Source organism: Pseudomonas sp. P7759 (assembly GCF_013386445.1).
Lineage (GTDB): Bacteria > Pseudomonadota > Gammaproteobacteria > Pseudomonadales > Pseudomonadaceae > Aquipseudomonas > Aquipseudomonas azotoformans_A.
Map to the genome: position 1 here is coordinate 44,032 of NZ_JACART010000016.1, position 16,003 is coordinate 60,034.

At 62.8% G+C, this 16,003-nt stretch carries 14 protein-coding genes; 6 read left to right on the forward strand and 8 right to left on the reverse strand.

All coding sequences use genetic code 11. The features are described 5' to 3' along the window. The first annotated feature begins 94 nt into the window (after window positions 1–94). Together HX823_RS14905 and HX823_RS14910 are read left to right on the forward strand one after the other, a co-directional pair. A complete protein-coding gene (locus HX823_RS14905; RefSeq protein ID WP_177075301.1) occupies window positions 95–1,711 on the forward strand; it encodes an NADP-dependent glyceraldehyde-3-phosphate dehydrogenase in 1,617 nt (538 codons plus the stop codon). Window positions 1,712–1,734: 23 nt separating this feature from the next. Then, window positions 1,735–2,793 carry an FUSC family protein gene (locus tag HX823_RS14910; RefSeq protein WP_038846105.1) on the forward strand — a complete coding sequence of 353 codons (1,059 nt, stop codon included), beginning with the start codon at window positions 1,735–1,737 and terminating at the stop codon, window positions 2,791–2,793. 181 nt (window positions 2,794–2,974) lie between these two features. On the opposite strand, the gene HX823_RS14915 is transcribed toward HX823_RS14910, so the two are convergent. Continuing rightward, window positions 2,975–3,733 carry a TetR/AcrR family transcriptional regulator gene (locus tag HX823_RS14915; RefSeq protein ID WP_177075302.1) on the reverse strand — a complete coding sequence of 253 codons (759 nt, stop codon included), beginning with the start codon at window positions 3,731–3,733 and terminating at the stop codon, window positions 2,975–2,977. A 358-nt stretch (window positions 3,734–4,091) separates the two neighbouring features. Between HX823_RS14915 and HX823_RS14920 the strand changes: the two genes are divergently transcribed. From HX823_RS14920 to HX823_RS14935, 4 genes are read left to right on the forward strand one after another with little or no spacing between them, the layout of a single operon-like run. Continuing rightward, window positions 4,092–4,796, forward strand: coding sequence for an ABC transporter ATP-binding protein (locus HX823_RS14920; protein WP_038846064.1), 705 nt, complete (start codon window positions 4,092–4,094; stop codon window positions 4,794–4,796). Beyond that, entirely contained in the window at window positions 4,793–6,010 is a 1,218-nt protein-coding gene (locus tag HX823_RS14925) for an ABC transporter permease (RefSeq protein WP_177075303.1), read from the forward strand. Before HX823_RS14920 ends, HX823_RS14925 begins: the two co-directional genes overlap by 4 nt. Next, window positions 6,003–7,481: a TolC family protein gene (locus tag HX823_RS14930; protein WP_177075304.1), complete on the forward strand. Its 1,479-nt coding sequence runs from the start codon at window positions 6,003–6,005 to the stop codon at window positions 7,479–7,481. Before HX823_RS14925 ends, HX823_RS14930 begins: the two co-directional genes overlap by 8 nt. Then, window positions 7,471–8,715 (forward strand): efflux RND transporter periplasmic adaptor subunit, encoded by a 1,245-nt coding sequence (locus HX823_RS14935; protein ID WP_038846054.1) that lies wholly within the window; start codon window positions 7,471–7,473, stop codon window positions 8,713–8,715. The genes HX823_RS14930 and HX823_RS14935 overlap by 11 nt, the downstream gene beginning before the upstream one ends. 142 nt (window positions 8,716–8,857) lie before the next feature. Here the strand turns inward: HX823_RS14935 and HX823_RS14940 are convergent, their stop codons facing one another. Genes HX823_RS14940 through HX823_RS14970 form a run of 7 tightly spaced genes read right to left on the reverse strand, consistent with a single transcriptional unit; the run spans window position 8,858 to window position 16,002 of the window. Further along, the gene (locus tag HX823_RS14940; protein ID WP_038846053.1) at window positions 8,858–10,252 is read right to left on the reverse strand and encodes an FAD/NAD(P)-binding protein; all 1,395 of its coding nucleotides are present in this window, start codon (window positions 10,250–10,252) and stop codon (window positions 8,858–8,860) included. 12 nt (window positions 10,253–10,264) lie between these two features. Continuing rightward, entirely contained in the window at window positions 10,265–11,032 is a 768-nt protein-coding gene (locus HX823_RS14945) for an ABC transporter ATP-binding protein (protein ID WP_177075305.1), read from the reverse strand. 3 nt (window positions 11,033–11,035) lie between these two features. Then, window positions 11,036–12,376: an ABC transporter substrate-binding protein gene (locus HX823_RS14950; protein ID WP_038846048.1), complete on the reverse strand. Its 1,341-nt coding sequence runs from the start codon at window positions 12,374–12,376 to the stop codon at window positions 11,036–11,038. Window positions 12,377–12,397: 21 nt separating this feature from the next. Then, entirely contained in the window at window positions 12,398–13,447 is a 1,050-nt protein-coding gene (locus tag HX823_RS14955; RefSeq protein WP_177075306.1) for a branched-chain amino acid ABC transporter permease, read from the reverse strand. A gap of 4 nt (window positions 13,448–13,451) precedes the next feature. Next, a complete protein-coding gene (locus HX823_RS14960) occupies window positions 13,452–14,333 on the reverse strand; it encodes a branched-chain amino acid ABC transporter permease (RefSeq protein WP_061448941.1) in 882 nt (293 codons plus the stop codon). Continuing rightward, window positions 14,333–15,103, reverse strand: a complete 771-nt coding sequence (locus HX823_RS14965; protein ID WP_177075307.1) for an ABC transporter ATP-binding protein — start codon at window positions 15,101–15,103, stop codon at window positions 14,333–14,335. Before HX823_RS14965 ends, HX823_RS14960 begins: the two co-directional genes overlap by 1 nt. After that, on the reverse strand, window positions 15,100–16,002 hold the full coding sequence (locus HX823_RS14970; RefSeq protein ID WP_177075308.1) for an AMP-binding protein: 903 nt from the start codon (window positions 16,000–16,002) through the stop codon (window positions 15,100–15,102). Before HX823_RS14970 ends, HX823_RS14965 begins: the two co-directional genes overlap by 4 nt. Between the last annotated feature and the right edge of the window lies 1 nt (window position 16,003).

A 16,003-nucleotide genomic window follows, 5' to 3' on the forward strand; every position in this document is an offset into this window, starting at 1 on the left:
TGGCTGCGTACAAGAAAGCGCGCAAGCCTTGCCATAGAGCCTGTTGTTGGGTGACTCTCTAGTCATGTTTTGCAACTATTCCAGGGGTAGCGACATGACCACCAGCAACCTGCTCGCCCAGCTGTTTCCCGCTTCCGCCGCCGAGATTCCCGAGCCATTTCAGCTGGGGGCGCCCATTGAACAGCGTGATTACCTGGTCGATGGCCAGTTGCAGGTGTGGAATGGCCCCTTGGCCAAGGTGCAGAGCCCGGTGCAGTTTGGCGACGAACGCGTACACATCGGCAGCACGCCCCTGCTGGACGCCGACACCGCCCTCACCGCTCTGGATGCCGCCGTGCGTGCCTATGACCGTGGCCAGGGTGAATGGCCGACGATGCGCGTGGCCGAACGTATCCAGCACGTCGAAGCCTTCCTGCGCCGCATGCGTGAACAGCGCGACGCGGTGGTCAAGCTGCTGATGTGGGAAATCGGCAAGAACCTCAAGGACTCGCAGAAAGAGTTCGACCGCACCTGCGACTACATCACCGACACCATCAATGCCCTCAAGGAACTCGACCGTCGCTCCAGCCGCTTCGAGTTGGAACAGGACACCCTCGGCCAGATCCGCCGCGTGCCGCTGGGCGTGGCCCTGTGCATGGGGCCCTATAACTATCCGCTGAACGAGACCTTCACCACGCTGATTCCGGCGTTGATCATGGGTAACACCGTGGTGTTCAAGCCGGCCAAGCTGGGCGTGCTGCTGATCCGCCCTTTGCTGGAAGCGTTCCGTGACAGCTTCCCGGCCGGGGTGATCAACGTGATCTACGGCAGCGGTCGCGAAACCGTCAGCGCGCTGATGGCCAGCGGCAAGATCGATATCTTTGCGTTCATTGGCACCAACAAGGCCGCCAGTGACTTGAAGAAACTGCACCCCAAGCCGCATCGCCTGCGTGCCGCGCTGGGCCTGGACGCGAAAAACCCAGGCATCGTGCTGCCCGAAGTGGACCTGGACAATGCCGTCAGCGAAGCCGTCACCGGTTCCTTGTCGTTCAATGGCCAGCGCTGCACCGCGTTGAAAATCCTCTTTGTGCATGAAGACGTGGTCGACCGTTTCATCGAGAAATTCAACCAGAAGCTGGCCACGCTCAAACCCGGCATGCCGTGGGAAGACGGCGTGGCGCTGACGCCATTGCCCGAAGTGGGCAAGGTGGATTACCTCAACGGCCTGGTGGCTGACGCCGCACAACACGGTGCCAAGGTGGTGAATGCGCACGGCGCCGAGAGCCGCGGATCGTTCTTCTACCCGGCGGTGCTGTACCCGGTGAACCCGCAGATGCGCGTGTACCATGAAGAGCAGTTCGGCCCGGTGGTGCCCATCGTGCCCTACCGCGACCTGGAGACCGTGATCGACTACGTGCTGGACTCGGATTTCGGCCAGCAGTTGAGCATTTTCGGCACCAACGCCGTGCAAGTCGGGCGCCTGGTGGACACTTTTGCCAACCAGGTCGGCCGCATCAACATCAACGCCCAGTGCCAACGTGGCCCAGACACGTTCCCGTTCAACGGGCGCAAGAACTCGGCCGAGGGCACGCTGTCGGTGCATGACGCCTTGCGCGTGTTCTCGATCCGCACCTTGGTGGCGACCAAGTTCCAGGAGAGCAACAAGGCACTGGTCAGCGACATCCTGCGTAACCGCGATTCGAGTTTCCTGACCACCGATTACATTTTCTAGAGGACGATTCGTCGTTGATTAACCTGCATCTGCCTGTGTTTGCCCGGCGCCTGTTGCGCCCCCTGCTCGACCCGTACCGCCGCTATCGCCATGCCAAGCTGATCCACGCCGTGCGCGTGTCCATCGGCTTGCTGGCGACGATCCTGCTGACCACCGGCATCAATCTGCCCCACGGTGAGTGGGCGTCGGTGACCATGCTGGTGGTGATCGGCGGGTTGCAGCACCACGGCAATATCGGCAAGAAAGCCGTGGAGCGCGCCTACGGCACCTTGATCGGCGCCAGTGTCGGCTTGCTGCTGGTGGTTCAGGAGGCCTACGTCGGCCAGCCATTGCTGACTTACCTGTTGATGTCGGTGGTGTGCGGGTTCTTTTCCTATCACGCCATCGGCAAGGGTGGGTACACCGCGCTGTTGTCGGCGATCACCGTGTTTATCGTCGCCGGCCACGGTGACAACCCGCTGTCGGATGGGTTGTGGCGCACGGTCGACATCCTGATCGGTATCGCCCTGGCCCTGGCCTTTTCCTTTGCCCTGCCGCTGTACGCCGTGTACTCCTGGCGCTACAACCTGGCCAGCGCGTTGCGCGATTGCGCCGCGATCTATAGCCGGATCATCAATGGCGAGTCCGTCACCAGCGATGAACACCTCAAGCTGCTCAATCGCCTGAATGCGGCGATGTTGCAGTTGCGCTCGCTGATGCCGTCGGTGTCCAAGGAAGTGCGCATCTCCATGACCGAACTGGACGCGATCCAGCGGCATCTGCGGATGTGCATCAGCACCTTGGAAATTCTCGGCAACACCCGGCCCGACCCACGCGATGAACAGGCGATGGCGCGTATGCAGGTGATGTTGAAGGCCGAGCATCGGCAGATCCGCGTGCAACTGGTGGGGATGGCGCGAGCGTTGAAGTCGGGGGTGACGGAGCGCTTGGAGCGGCAGAGCCATACGGGTATTGAGCCGGCACTGGATGCCCCGGTGTACAGCGCGTTGGATGGTTATCGGCTGCTGACGCTGCAACTGGCGCAGAACGTGGATGCGATGCGCCAGCGGTTGGCCAAGAGCGCGGGGCGCTGGAAGATCTGAATGCATCGGGCGGAACAAGACATTTTCAACGCGTTTACAGATTTCAAGAATTTCACACTTTCCCTTACAAAGTTTTCACGTTTTATTCACATCCCGGAACGTAGTGTGAAGCCTCATCCGTTACAAATGTTGCATATCAAGCCCGCCGCCCCAGCGGGCTTTTTTTTGCCTGGGATTTGAGTCAACGCGCGGCCTTGCTCGCTGGCGCGGCGGACTGCTCGCGAATCGCCCGCTGGGTATCCAGCACCTTGGCCAAGGCATGTTCCGCCTCCGGGCTTTGCTGTGGCACGCGAATCGCCGCCGACACCAACGTGATCAATTTGGCCATCACCTCGGCATCCGTGGCCGGACGGCCCAGGCTCATGGAGTTCATCAGCAGGCGCAACTCAGTACCGGCCATCACCCCGGAAATCGCCTTGAGTGCAAATTGCAGGCGCACCCCCAGTTCATTACGCGGCAGATCCGGCAGGGCCAGGGCAAAGGCTTCGAAGAACCGCTGGAACACCGGCTGGTAATGCACCTTGAGGTATTCCTGGATAAACGGCGACGTGTCGCTGTACACCCGCCCCAGGAAGCGGATAAACGAACGCCCTTCCCCACTGGCGCTGGCGGGATCGCTGCGTTCCAGGCCCATGGCCGGGGCAAACAGCACACCGAGCAGGGTGTCGCAATCCAGCGGGCCGTCGACCTGCGCCTCGCAGCGCGCGAGCAATTCCAGGCGCTGCTCGTTGAGCGGCTCCAGGCGCTGCTTGAGCAGGGTTTGCATCAGGGAATCCTTGTCCCCGAAGTGGTAGTTCACCGCCGCCAGGTTCACCTGGGCACGCTCGGTAATCTGCCGAAGCAGAACGGCGTCGTAGCCATACTTGATGAAGAGAGCCTCTGTCGCATCCAGCAATCGAGTCTTGGTGATGTTTGGAGCGCTGACTTTCTTCGCGACCATAGAAGTTCCACGTAGGAAATATTGTTTAAAAAAATAATTTGATTTTTTATACCGGGGCCCTCGTTCGAAAGCAAGTAGTGACACACCGCCATATGATCGAAAGCCTTGGCCGACGGGCCCGTCGGCGACAGGCAAGCGGGTTTTCCCCAACCTCCCGACCTCTTTGAGTAGGCCTTTTCCCAAGCTGAAACCGCTCTACATCGACGGCTGGCGAAGCGGCTGGAAGGCGGTTAGTATTCAAACAATATTTTAAAAAAAAGAAACAAAAACCGGTCCATGACGCACCCTGACGCGCCCCGAACTTGTTACAAGGCTTTACGGGGACTCTGACGACGGCGTCGAGACTGAAGGCGTATTCATGACAGATACTCCCGCGCACCCAGGCTTGATCTCCCTGCAAGGCATCGGCAAACGCTATCAGCTGGCCGGGCAGCACCTGTCCATTCTCAATGATGTGTGCCTGTCCATCGCCCGTGGTGACAGTTGCGGCATCCTCGGGGCCTCCGGCTCCGGCAAAAGTACCCTGCTCAATATCCTCGGCCTGCTGGACCTGCCCAACTGCGGCCAGTACCACTTCGCCGGCCACGATATCTTCAACGCCACGCCCGATGAACTGGCGGCGATCCGCAACCAGCAGATCGGTTTTGTGTTCCAGAGCTTCAACCTGTTGCCCCGCCTCAGCGCCCTGGACAATGTCGCCCTGCCCCTGAGTTATCGCGGCGTGTCGCGCCATGAATCGGTGGAACAAGCCCTGCGTATGCTTGAACAGGTCGGCCTGGCCGACCGCGCTCACCATCGCCCCGCCGACCTGTCCGGCGGCCAGCGCCAACGCGTCGCCATTGCCCGGGCGTTGGTGGGCAAGCCCTCGGTGATCCTGGCCGACGAACCCACCGGCAACCTCGACAGCACCACCGCCCAGGACATCATGGACCTGCTGCTGGCGCTGAACCGCGAGCAACAGGTCACCCTGATCATCGTCACCCACGACCCCCACATCGCCGAGCGCCTGGACCGCAAGATCCTGGTGCGCAATGGCGTGGTGCACGAGGCCGGGCGCCCATGACGCAGCGGGTAAGGAGCAGCCTGTGGGTCGAACAAAGCCTCAGCCAACTGCTGCATGAAGCCCTCGTCAGCTTGCGCACCCTGGGCAAGCGCTCGATCCTGGCCCTGCTGGGTATCGTGATCGGCAGCTCGTCGGTGGTGGCATTGATCAATATCGGCAATAACGCAGCGGTAGATGCCGCGATGATTTTCAAGGACATGGGCACCGACACCCTGATCGCGCAGTTCCCCCCCAAGGGCGCCAGCACGGTGCCGATGCCCGCGCGCCTTGACCTCGACGCCGTACGCCAGACAGTGCCAGGCATCGACCATATCGGCGCCCTCACGTTGTTCAGCGGGCCCGTGGTGTTTCATGGTCGTACCGTCAACGCCAACTTCGTCGGCAGCACGCCGGACATCAAGGACGCGATGCGCCTGGCGGTGCAGCAGGGGCGCTTCCTCTCGGGCTTTGATGCCAATGAAACCTACGGCGTGATCGGTGACCAAGTGGCCCAGTCATTGAGTGCGCCGGGCGATCCCCTGCAATTGGGCGATCGCGTGCGCATCAACGATTACCTGTTCCTGATCGTCGGCATCCTGCGCAACCAGCCACGAGCGATGCTGATGCCGGTGCAAGCCAACGATTCGCTGTTCATTCCCGCCGAAGGCATGCGCCGCATCTATGCAACCCCGCAGATTGGCAACGTGATCATCCGCGCCGCGCCCGGCCAGGACATGGAACGTATCGCCCAGGACGCGGCCGCCGCGTTGAGACCCCGACTTCCCGACCACGATGTGGACATCCAGGTGCCCCAGCAAATGATCGACGGCATGACCCGGCAAAGCCGCACCTTCGCTTACCTGCTGCTGGCCCTGGGCGCGATCTCGCTGGTGGGCGGTGGCGTGGGGGTGATGAACGTGATGCTGATGAACGTCTCGGAGCGCCGCCGCGAGATCGGCATCCGCATGGCCCTGGGTGCGCGCCAGCGGGATATCCGCAACCTGTTCCTGCTCGAAGCCGTGACCCTCACTGCCGTCGGCGCGCTTTGCGGCGCGGTACTGGGCATGACTGCCGCCTGGCTGTATGCCTGGCTGTCGGGCTGGGAGTTTGCCTTGGCGGTCGCCGCCTTGCCGCTGGGGGTGGGCAGTACTTTGCTGGTGGGGTTGTTCTTCGGCATTTACCCGGCGGTCTCGGCCTCACGCTTGCAGCCGGTGGAGGCCCTGCGCGATGAATAAATGGCTCTGGCTGCTCGCATTCGCCAGCCTGCCCGGCATGGCCGCCGACGTGGTGATCAAGCCATCGGCACCCAGTACCACCCGCAGCGGCTATGACCGCAGCGTCTCGTTGAATGCCCAGGTCACCACCCTGACCCTGGGCGATGCGGTGTACCTGGGCCTGCGCAACAACCCGGCGATCCGCAGCGCCTACCTGCAACGGGTGGCGCAGAAGTTCGACCTGCGCGTGGCCGAAGATGTGTTCAACCCCAAGCTCACCCTCAACAGTTATTACCGCACCAACCGTGGCTCCGCCGACAACACACGCAATGCCAACCTCGCGCCGGCCACCAGCCTGCTCAGCGAATACGGCACGCGCCTGAGCATGGCCTGGACTCAACAACTGAACACCGCCGACCGCGCCGGCCGCTACCGCAGCGACGGCCTCGACCTGGCGGTCATCCAACCGCTGCTGCGCGGCGCCGGCTGGGACGCCACCACGGCGCCGCTGCGTCTGTCGCGCCTGTCGGAACAGGCCAACCGCCTGAACCTCAAGGCCACCGTGGCGCAGACCATCAGCCAGATCATCGCCACCTACCGCGAACTGCTGCGCGCCCAGGAGCAACTGAGCATCGTGCAGGACGCCCTCAAGCGCTCCGGCACCTTGCTGGAAGTGAACAAGGCGCTGATCAATGCCGGGCGTATGGCGGAGTTCGAAATCGTGCAGACCGAAGCCGATATCGCCACCCAGCAACTGGGCGTGGAAGAAGCGCAGAACCAGCTGGACACCAGTCGCCTGGCCCTGCTGCGTCTGCTGGCGCTGGACCTGTCGACGCCAATTCGCGCCACCGAGGCCCTGGAGGCCCAGCCCGTGCAGATCGACAAGCGCCAGGCCTTCAACCTCGCGCAGACCCAGCAGCCGGAATACCTTGCCGCGTTACTCGGCAGCCAACAGGCCGACCTCAACCTGGTGATCGCCAAGGATTCCGGGCGCTGGCAGGTGGACCTGGTGGCCGGTGCCAACCAGATACGGGCCAACACCGACAACGACGCCGGTCGTTCCAATAACCGAACCTGGGATAGCTACGCTGGGGTGCAGGTGCAAATCCCCATCGGCGATATCAGCACACGCCAGGCTGAAGTACGTGCGCGGGTGAATGTGGAGGATCAGGAGATCCGTATCACCGATGCGCGCCAGGAGCTGGAGCGCAGCGTCAACAATGTGGTGCGCGACCTCGGCACCCGCTGGCGACAATATGAAATCTCCCAGCGCGCCGTCGAGCTGTCGCGGCGCAAGATCGACATCGAACGGGAAAAACTCAGCGCCGGACGCTCCACCAACTTCCAGGTGCTGAGTTTCGAGACCGACCTGCGCAACGCCGAAAACGCAAGGCTCAATGCGCTGATCGCTTATTTGAACGCCCAGACCCAGCTCGACTTGACCCTGGGCATGACGCTGGAAAGTTGGGAAATCGCCCTCAATGACTACTAATCAGAAACGCCTGCTGGGTGCTGTAATTATCCTGTTGCTGGGCGGCGTGGGCCTGGCCTTGCGCAGCCCGGCCTCCGATCCGGCCGGCAGCGGCGAACAGTGGCAAGCCGTCCAGCCCGACGCGCTGGTGCACCAGATCGGCCTGGTGGGCAAGATCGAGCCCGACACCACCATCACCCTCACCGCACCATTCGACGGCAACGTGCAAGCCAACCTGGTGGAGCAAGGCCAGCGGGTCGAGGCCGGCCAGGTGCTGCTGCGCATGGACCCGGCCACCCTGGAAGTGCAACTGCGCGACGCCCTCTCCGCCCAACTCAAGGCCCGGCGTACCGTGCAGGAAATGCAGGACTGGGACAACGGCCCCACCGTCAGCCGTGCGCGCCGCAGCTTGCGCACCGCCGAAATGACCGCCGGCAATACCCAGCGCAAACTCACCGAGAGCGAAAACCTGTTTCAGCGCGGCATCATCCCGCGTAACGAACTGGACGACCTCAGGCAACAGACCCAACAGCAACAGCTGGATCTCGCCTCCGCCCGCAGCGAACTGCAACAGGCCGTCAATCAGGGCAAGGGCGAGTACCGCCAGATCGCCGACATGGAACTGACCAACGCCACGGTGAGATACGACGCCTTGCACAAACTGCTTGAAGGCAAAGAAGTCAAGGCGCCGTTCTCCGGCATCGTGGTGCCGCCGCCGGGCAATAATTCGACTCAGGCTGGCGGCAGCAACACGGCTCCAGTGCAGGCCGGCAGCAAGGTCAGCCAGGGTCAGGTGCTGTTTGGCCTGGCGAACATCGAACGGCTTAAAATCGTCGCCAAGGTCTCGGAACTCGACATCAACCAATTGCATCAAGGCCAGGCCGTGGAAGTGCTGGGCGATGGGTTTGACGGCGAGCGGCTGAGCGGCTCGGTGAGCGTGGTGAGCGGCTTGGCGATTGCCAATGACAGCCAGGGCAGTGCGCAGTTTCCAGTGACCTTGTCGATCCCCAAGCTTACGTCGCAGCAGTTGCAACGGGTGCGACTGGGCATGAGTGCGCGCTTGACCATCGTGACCTACAACAACGCGCAGGCGATGGTGATTCCAAGCCAGGCGATTGGGCCGGATATGACGGTGGAATACCGCGAGGCGATGGATAAGCCGGTGGAGCGGGTGAAGGTGACGACCGGGCAATCGACGGCGCAGGGGGTTGAGGTGTTTGGGCTGAAACCGGGACTTGTGAAAACCTCAAGATAAATGAAGATTCAAATGTGGGAGCGGGCTTGCTGTGGCGAGGGAGCTTGCTCCCGTTGACTGCGCAGCAGTCTCCGGCTTTTTAGGGGCGCTACGCACCCCAGCGCAAGCAAGCTTGCTCGCCACAGCAAGCCCGCTCCCACAGTTAGATTTGTGTCAGCTTTGCGGCCAAGGCCTTCGCTTGCAGCGCCACATCCGTCACCGCTGTGCTTTCCCACCACATCCCCCGCAACGGCGGTCCCATGGCGAACAACCGAGGGCTGACCTGCCCCAGGGCATCCACCACTGCCCCCGAAACATCCGCCGCAATCCCCAACGCCAACGGCCCAGGCTGGATCAGCCCACGCTTGAGCAATTGCCGGGGCAACGGCCGGGCCACACGGCGCCAGTCGTATTCGATACCGCTGGAGTTGATCAGCGCCGCGCCGCAAACCTGCTGCAACGCCTGCTCACCCCGGTAGCGCACACCAATGGTCACGCCCTCGACCGAAGGCTCCAGGCCTTTGAACGACGCCGCTCGAATCCGCAACCGCCCCTCATCATGTAAGCGTGCCACCAACTGCGCACTCAACGGCGGCGAACGGTGGTGATGGCTTTCCCACCACGGCCGCACATGGCGCACGAACTGGCGTTTTTCGCGCTCACTGGCCTGGCTCCACAGCCGGCCGATATGCGCACGCACCGTGTCCAGCGGCGCCTGCCAATCGATGCCCTGTGCTTGCGCCAGAGCGCATTGCCGACGCACCTCGCGCAGCAATTGCCGAGGGCTGCGCAGGCGCTGATCTTCGCCAAGGAAATCCACCCAGCTCGGCGGCTGCCGACGCACATGGGGCAACAGGCCGTGGCGCGAGAAAACCTCGATGGGCCCACGATGCCCGGCCTGTTCCAGGGACACCACCGCATCAACCATGGTCAGCCCGGAACCGATGATCAGCACCGGTGCCTGCGGGTCAATCGCGGTCATGGCTTGCACATCCCAGGGATCCACCGCCGCTGCGTTCAACCCGCTGGACTCGGTCTGCGGTGTGCGCGCCGCCGGGAACATGCCGGTGGCCAATACCGCAACACCGCCGCGCAATTGCTGGCCGTCATCCAGGGTGAGCAGTGCTGAACCTTGGTCCACCTGCAGGTCGACCCCTTCAGCACGTACATGCTCGACGCTGGAGGCAGACTGCGCCTTCGCCTCGGCCAAGCGTTGCTGGGCATACAAACCGAAAATCCCGCGCGGCGGGAACAATTCGCTGATCGGCACAGGCTGCTGACGCGACTCCGGCCAGCCGCCCGCACCGATGTACTCGGTGAGCCATCGAGTCAGATCGTCGGCATTGTCCGGGTCGACACTCATGCGCGCCGCATTGCCGTTCAGGGTGTGGCCCAGTTCGACAGCGCTATAGGCCTCGCCCCGGCCGAGTTCGGCACGCGGCTCGATCACCAGGATCCGGCGCCGACCCGGCAGGCGCAGCAGTTGCACGGCCAGCATCGTGCCGCTCAGGCCGCCGCCGATGATCAGTACATCAGCGTTGCGGATGGATTCAGTCATGCATAGTCGCCCTTACTGTTTGCCCAGGTAAATGTCATGCAAGTCACCCCGCGCCAACAACTCAGCGGCGCGGCCACTCAAGGCCACGCGGCCAGTATCCAATACGTAGCCGTGGGACGCATAGCTCAGTGCGACATTGATGTTCTGCTCGGCGATCAGGAAGCTCACCTGCTGCTCACGGTTGAGTTGCGCGATGATCTCGAAAATCTCCTGCACGATCATAGGCGCCAAACCCATGGACGGCTCGTCGAGCAGTACCAAAGTAGGACGCGTCATCAACGCCCGGCCGATGGCGACCATCTGTTGCTCGCCGCCCGAGGTGAGCCCGGCGCGGGTGTGGCGCTTGGTCTTGAGCCTTGGGAACCAGGCGTAGAGGCGCTCCAGGTCCTGTTCCATGTCCTTGCGGCTCAAACGCCGCACGAAGCCGCCGCTGCGCAGGTTGTCTTCGACCGTGAGTTGGCCGAACACATGACGACCTTCCAGCACGTGGACCATACCCTGGCGCACGCGCTGGCTAGGATCGACACCGGCCAGGTCCAGGCCCGCGTATTCGATCACGCCCCGGCTGACCTCGGCCCGCTCGGCGCGTACCAACCCCGAGATCGCCTTGAGCGTGGTGCTCTTGCCGGCGCCATTGGCACCGAGCAAGGCGACGATGGCGCCCTTGGGCACGCTCAGCGACACCCCGGCCACCGCGAGGATCGCGCCGTCGTAGATCACTTCGATGTCGTTGACCGTCAACAGTGACGGGCTGGCGGATTCAGCGGCGGGCTGGCTCATGCTTTATTCATCCCCGGTGCAGGTGCGCGGTGTCAGGCCTTTTTCCTTGGCGAAGGCGGCGGATTTTTCATCGATCAAGGGACGCAGCAGCGCGCGGTCGGCGGCGATCCACTCGCTGATCAGCGTCCAGTTGGCGCCGTCCCACTGCTGCACCCGCGCCGAGCCGCCACCTTCGTGGTCACGGCACGACAGCTTGAGGTTCTGCATCAGGCCCAGGTAGCCCATGTCCTTCAAGCGGGCGTCGTCAATGTTCAGGTGTTCCAGGCCCCAGCGGCCCTCTTCGCCATTCAGCGGACGCTTGCCGAACTTGGCCTGGCCGGTGCGGATCGCTTCCACCGCCACGGCGGCGTTCACCAGGCCGGAGTTGTAGTAGACGCTGCCGAAGTTTTTCAGGTCCTTGAGGTCGCTGTGGCCCTTGTCGAGGATGGATTGCTTGAGGCGCTTGTGGATCTCGAAGTCGGCACCCGCCGGGTACGGCGTGAGCGCCAGGTAGCCCTTGGCGGCGGCACCTGCGGGTAACACGTCTTCGCTGGAACTGGCCCAGATGTCGCCGATGATGTGGTCCACCGGGAAGCCGAAGCGCGCGGCGGTCTTCACCGCGACCGGGGTCGATACGCCCCAGGTGCGCAGGAACACCCAGTCCGGGTTGGCTTGGCGCACCTGGCGCCATTGCGCGGACTGTTCGTTGCCGGGATCGGCCACTGGGATCTGGATGTTTTCAAAGCCGTACTTTTCCGCCAGCAATTTCAACGGGCCGAGGGTTTCGCGACCATAGGCCGAGTCGTGGTAGACCGTGGCGATCTTCTTGCCCTTGAGCTTATCGAAACCACCTTCGCGCTGGGCGATGTAGTTCACCAGGGTCGAGGCCTCACTGTAGAAGGTCAGCATCACCGGGAAGTTGTAGGGGAACACGGTGCCGTCGGTGGCTTCGGTGCGGCCGTAGCCGAGGGTGATCAGCGGGATCTTGTCCACTTCCGCGCGCTCGCTCAGGGCATACGCCGCCGGCGCGCCGTTAGGCTGGTACACCGCGACCGGCGCGCCATCCAGGCCATTCTTGAAGCGCTCGTAGCACTCGATGCCCTTCTCCGCCGTCCATTCGGTCTCGCATTCCTGCCACACCAATTTAACGCCATTGATGCCGCCTTCGACCTCGTTGATATAACGCAAGTAGTCGATCATCCCGGCCCACACCTGCACGCCGCTGGAGGCATAGGCGCCGACGCGGTAGGTGGCCAGGGGAATGAATTGCTGGTCCGGCGAGGCCATCGCCTGGGGAACAGCACCGGCCAGGGCGGCCAGCGCAAACGCAGCGCCGGCCAGGGAACGTTTCAAGGATGCACGCATGGGAATTCTCTTGAGGGAATGTTAGAAACGCAGCGGCCACTGCCGCACACGGTCACGCAGGTTGTGCAACAGGCGAATCAAGCCCTCGGGTTCCTTGATCAGGAACACGATGATCAACACGCCAAAGATGATTTTCTGCAGGTTCTGCAACTGCCCCGCATCCACCGAACCGCCAAACAGCGCCTGCCCGGCGTGGCTGAGGAAAATCGGCAACAAACTGATGAAAGCCGCGCCGACAAAGTTGCCGGCGATGCTGCCCATGCCACCGATAATGATGATGAACAGGATCTGGAATGAACGATTGATATCGAAGCTGCTGGCGCTGGCCGTGCCCAGGTAGGCAAAGGCCCACAGCGCGCCGGCGATGCCGAGGTAAAACGAGCTGACTGCAAACGCCAGGCGCTTGTAGCGCACCACTGGGATGCCGACCACGGCGGCGGCGGTGTCCATGTCGCGGATCGCCATCCAGTTGCGCCCGACCTGGCTGCGCACCAGGTTGATCGCGGTCCAGGTCAGCAGCAGCACCGTGACCAACGTCAGCAGGTAACGGCCCAGCGGCGTGTTGAGGTCGTGGCCGAACAGCGCAAGCTTCGGCGCGGAGATGGTCCCGGACGAGCCGTAGTTGTAGAACCAGGGGAATTTGACGAACAGCCACTCCAGGAAAAACTGCGCGGCCAGGGTGGTGACCATCAGGTAGAAGCCCTTGATCCGCGAGCTGGGCAGGCCGAACAACAGGCCAACCAACGCGCTGATAATCCCGCCGCCGAGCAGCGCCACCGGCAAGCCCAGTTCCGGCAGGCGCAGCAAAAAACCGTAGGTGGCGAACGCGCCGACGGCCATGAAGCCGGCAGCGCCCACCGAGGTTTGCCCGGTATAGCCGGTGAGCAGGTTCAAGCCCAACCCGGCCAACGACAGCACTAAGAAAGGAATGAGGATCGCATTGAGCCAATAGTCATTGCCCCACAGCGGCACTACGACAAAGGCCAGCGCCAACAGGCCAATCAGGCCCCAGGGAATGCGCCGCTGGATCAGCAGCAACGGCGCGGTTTCTTGAGCAACGGGAATCGACATGGTTTCAGACTCGCTCGATGGCGCGCTCGCCAAACAGGCCGGCGGGACGGATATACAGGAAGGCCAGGGCCAGTACGTAGGCGAACCACGGCGTGATGCCGCCGCCGATCAAGGGGCCGATGTACACCTCGGCCAGGTTCTCCGCCGCGCCGACGATCAACCCGCCGACAATCGCCCCGCCAATCGAGGTAAAACCGCCGATGATCAACACCGGCAAGGCCTTGAGCACCACCAGCGACAACGAAAACTGCACCCCTTGGCGCGCGCCCCACAGCAGCCCGGCCACCAGCCCGACAATCCCGGCTACCGCCCAGACGATCTGCCAGATACGGTTGAGGTTGATGCCGATGGACAGCGCCGCTGTGGTGTCATCCGCTACCGCGCGCAGCGACACGCCGATGCGGGTCTTGTTGAACAGCAACGCCAGCACGGTCACCAGCACCACCGCAGCGGCCGCAGCGATCAGGTCGAACTGGCTGAGCATCAGCGGGCCGATGAACAGCGGCACGTCGTCGATGCCCAGGTCGAGGGCGCGCACTTGCGAGCCCATCAAACCCTGGGCCAGGCCTTCGATAATGAACGACAGGCCCAAGGTGGCCATGAACAGGGTGATCTGTGAACGGTTTACCAGCGGCCGCAACACCAAGCGCTCGATGAGTAAGGCGCCAATGATCATCACGATCACGGTCAAGAGCAGCGCCAAGGCAAACGGCACGCCCTGATCATGCAGGCTGACAAAGGTCAGCGCGGCAAACAGCAGCATCGAGCCCTGGGCAAAATTGAACACGCCACTGGCTTTGTAGATCAGCACGAAACCGATGGCGACCAGCGAATACATGGTGCCGGCGAGCAGACCGCCGAGCAGGGTTTCAAAGAAAAACGTCATCAGTGCACCACTCCCAGGTAGGCCGCGATCACCTCGGGATTGGCCTGCACTTCAGCGGGCGTGCCGTCGCCGACCTTGCGCCCGTAATCGAGCACCACCACATGATCGGACAGCCCCATGACCACGCCCATGTCGTGTTCGATCAACACCACGGTGGTACCGAGGTCGCGGTTCACGTCGGCGACGAAGCGCGCCATTTCCTGTTTTTCCTCGGCGTTCATGCCCGCCATGGGTTCGTCGAGTAGCAACAGGCTGGGTCCGGCGATCAAGGCGCGGCCTAGCTCAACGCGCTTTTGCAGGCCGTAAGAGAGGTTGCCCACCAGCACATCACGTTGAGCTTGCAACTCAAGAAATTCGAGAATGCCCTGGGCGCGCAGGCGGAACGCTTCGGCTTCCCGGCGTGCGCGGGGTAAGCCCAGGGCTTGTTCAATAAAGCTGCTGCGCAGGTGCCGCGACAGGCCGGTAAGGATGTTGTCGAGTACGCTCATCTTCTTGAACAGCGCGTTGTTCTGGAAGGTGCGACCAATGCCCCGGCGCGCGGCGCCCAACGGGTCAATGCGGTGGAAGTGCTGGTCTTCGAAGACGATCTCGCCGGCATCGAAGCGATACACGCCATTGAGTACGTTGAGCAACGAACTTTTGCCTGCACCGTTAGGGCCGATCAGCGCGCAGATCTCGCCGCGCGCCACGTCGAAGGACAAGGCATTGATCGCCTTGACCCCCTTGAACGACAGCGAGATATCCCGCACCTGGAGAATGGCTTGGCTCATGCGATGTCCCGTTTGAATTCCGCCAGCCACACCGGCGAAGGGGTGGATTTGAGGGGTTGCCAGATATAGGCCAGGCGCTGGAAGCCGAGCAGCTTGCGCACACGGTTTTTCAACAGGCGACGCAGGCCGCTTTGCGGGTGGGTGATGGCCCAGTCGCACAGGCGTCGGCGCCAGGTGCCATGGGGTGCCAGGCGGCTTTCGATTTCGTCGGCCAGGTGCTGCAAACGTGCGGGTGATAACAGCAGGCCGGTGGGCGCCACTTCACTGCGATCACGCCGGGCTGAGGCTGGGCTTTCCGGGAAGGCCAGGCCATGGCCGCTGTTCAGCCATTGCTCCAGCACGACCGCCAGGCCGCCCTGCCAGTGCGTGCCCTCTTCGCTCCACAATGCGGTTTCGCCGCTGGGTTGCCACCAGCGGGCGAGGTGTTGAGCCGGGTCAACCGGACCCAGCAATTGGGCGAAGTCCAGCAGGTTGGCCGATTGCCAATGCCGCACTTGCTGGCGGTCCTGGGTGTAAGAATGGGTGGGACGGATGCGCCACAGCTGTTGTTGCAACGCGTCGACCACAAGGTCGTCAGCCAGGGTCAGGACTTGCCCGCCGATGGAATGAGCCGCCAGTGCCAACAGCAACAGGTTCGGCTCGAACGCCCCGCTGAGGGCCAAGCGCGATTGCGCGTCAAAGCCCTGCTGGCGCAAGCCATCGGCCAGGCGTTCCACATCCCGCAAGGTGTCGATCCAGCGCCACGCATGCCACTGACCCTGGCGTTTGTGGCGCAAGGCGGTGTGCAGCGGCGTGATCTGTGCCCAGTGGTGCAGTTGTTCCAGCGCCTTGGGTAGGTTGCCGAGCAGTTCGGCGGGCCATTCCAGGGCCAGCGGACGTTTGAGTTCGTGCACGCTCATA

Bases quoted from the DNA above. Each gene is read 5' to 3' on its own strand.
- HX823_RS14930 (WP_177075304.1), top strand. From the start codon at position 6,003: ATGAATAAATGGCTCTGGCTGCTCGCATTCGCCAGCCTGCCCGGCATG.
- HX823_RS14905 (WP_177075301.1), top strand. From the start codon at position 95: ATGACCACCAGCAACCTGCTCGCCCAGCTGTTTCCCGCTTCCGCCGCC.
- HX823_RS14925 (WP_177075303.1), top strand. From the start codon at position 4,793: ATGACGCAGCGGGTAAGGAGCAGCCTGTGGGTCGAACAAAGCCTCAGC.
- HX823_RS14915 (WP_177075302.1), bottom strand. From the start codon at position 3,733: ATGGTCGCGAAGAAAGTCAGCGCTCCAAACATCACCAAGACTCGATTG.
- HX823_RS14945 (WP_177075305.1), bottom strand. From the start codon at position 11,032: ATGAGCCAGCCCGCCGCTGAATCCGCCAGCCCGTCACTGTTGACGGTC.
- HX823_RS14965 (WP_177075307.1), bottom strand. From the start codon at position 15,103: ATGAGCCAAGCCATTCTCCAGGTGCGGGATATCTCGCTGTCGTTCAAG.
- HX823_RS14970 (WP_177075308.1), bottom strand. From the start codon at position 16,002: ATGAGCGTGCACGAACTCAAACGTCCGCTGGCCCTGGAATGGCCCGCC.
- HX823_RS14955 (WP_177075306.1), bottom strand. From the start codon at position 13,447: ATGTCGATTCCCGTTGCTCAAGAAACCGCGCCGTTGCTGCTGATCCAG.
- HX823_RS14935 (WP_038846054.1), top strand. From the start codon at position 7,471: ATGACTACTAATCAGAAACGCCTGCTGGGTGCTGTAATTATCCTGTTG.
- HX823_RS14920 (WP_038846064.1), top strand. From the start codon at position 4,092: ATGACAGATACTCCCGCGCACCCAGGCTTGATCTCCCTGCAAGGCATC.
- HX823_RS14940 (WP_038846053.1), bottom strand. From the start codon at position 10,252: ATGACTGAATCCATCCGCAACGCTGATGTACTGATCATCGGCGGCGGC.
- HX823_RS14960 (WP_061448941.1), bottom strand. From the start codon at position 14,333: ATGACGTTTTTCTTTGAAACCCTGCTCGGCGGTCTGCTCGCCGGCACC.
- HX823_RS14950 (WP_038846048.1), bottom strand. From the start codon at position 12,376: ATGCGTGCATCCTTGAAACGTTCCCTGGCCGGCGCTGCGTTTGCGCTG.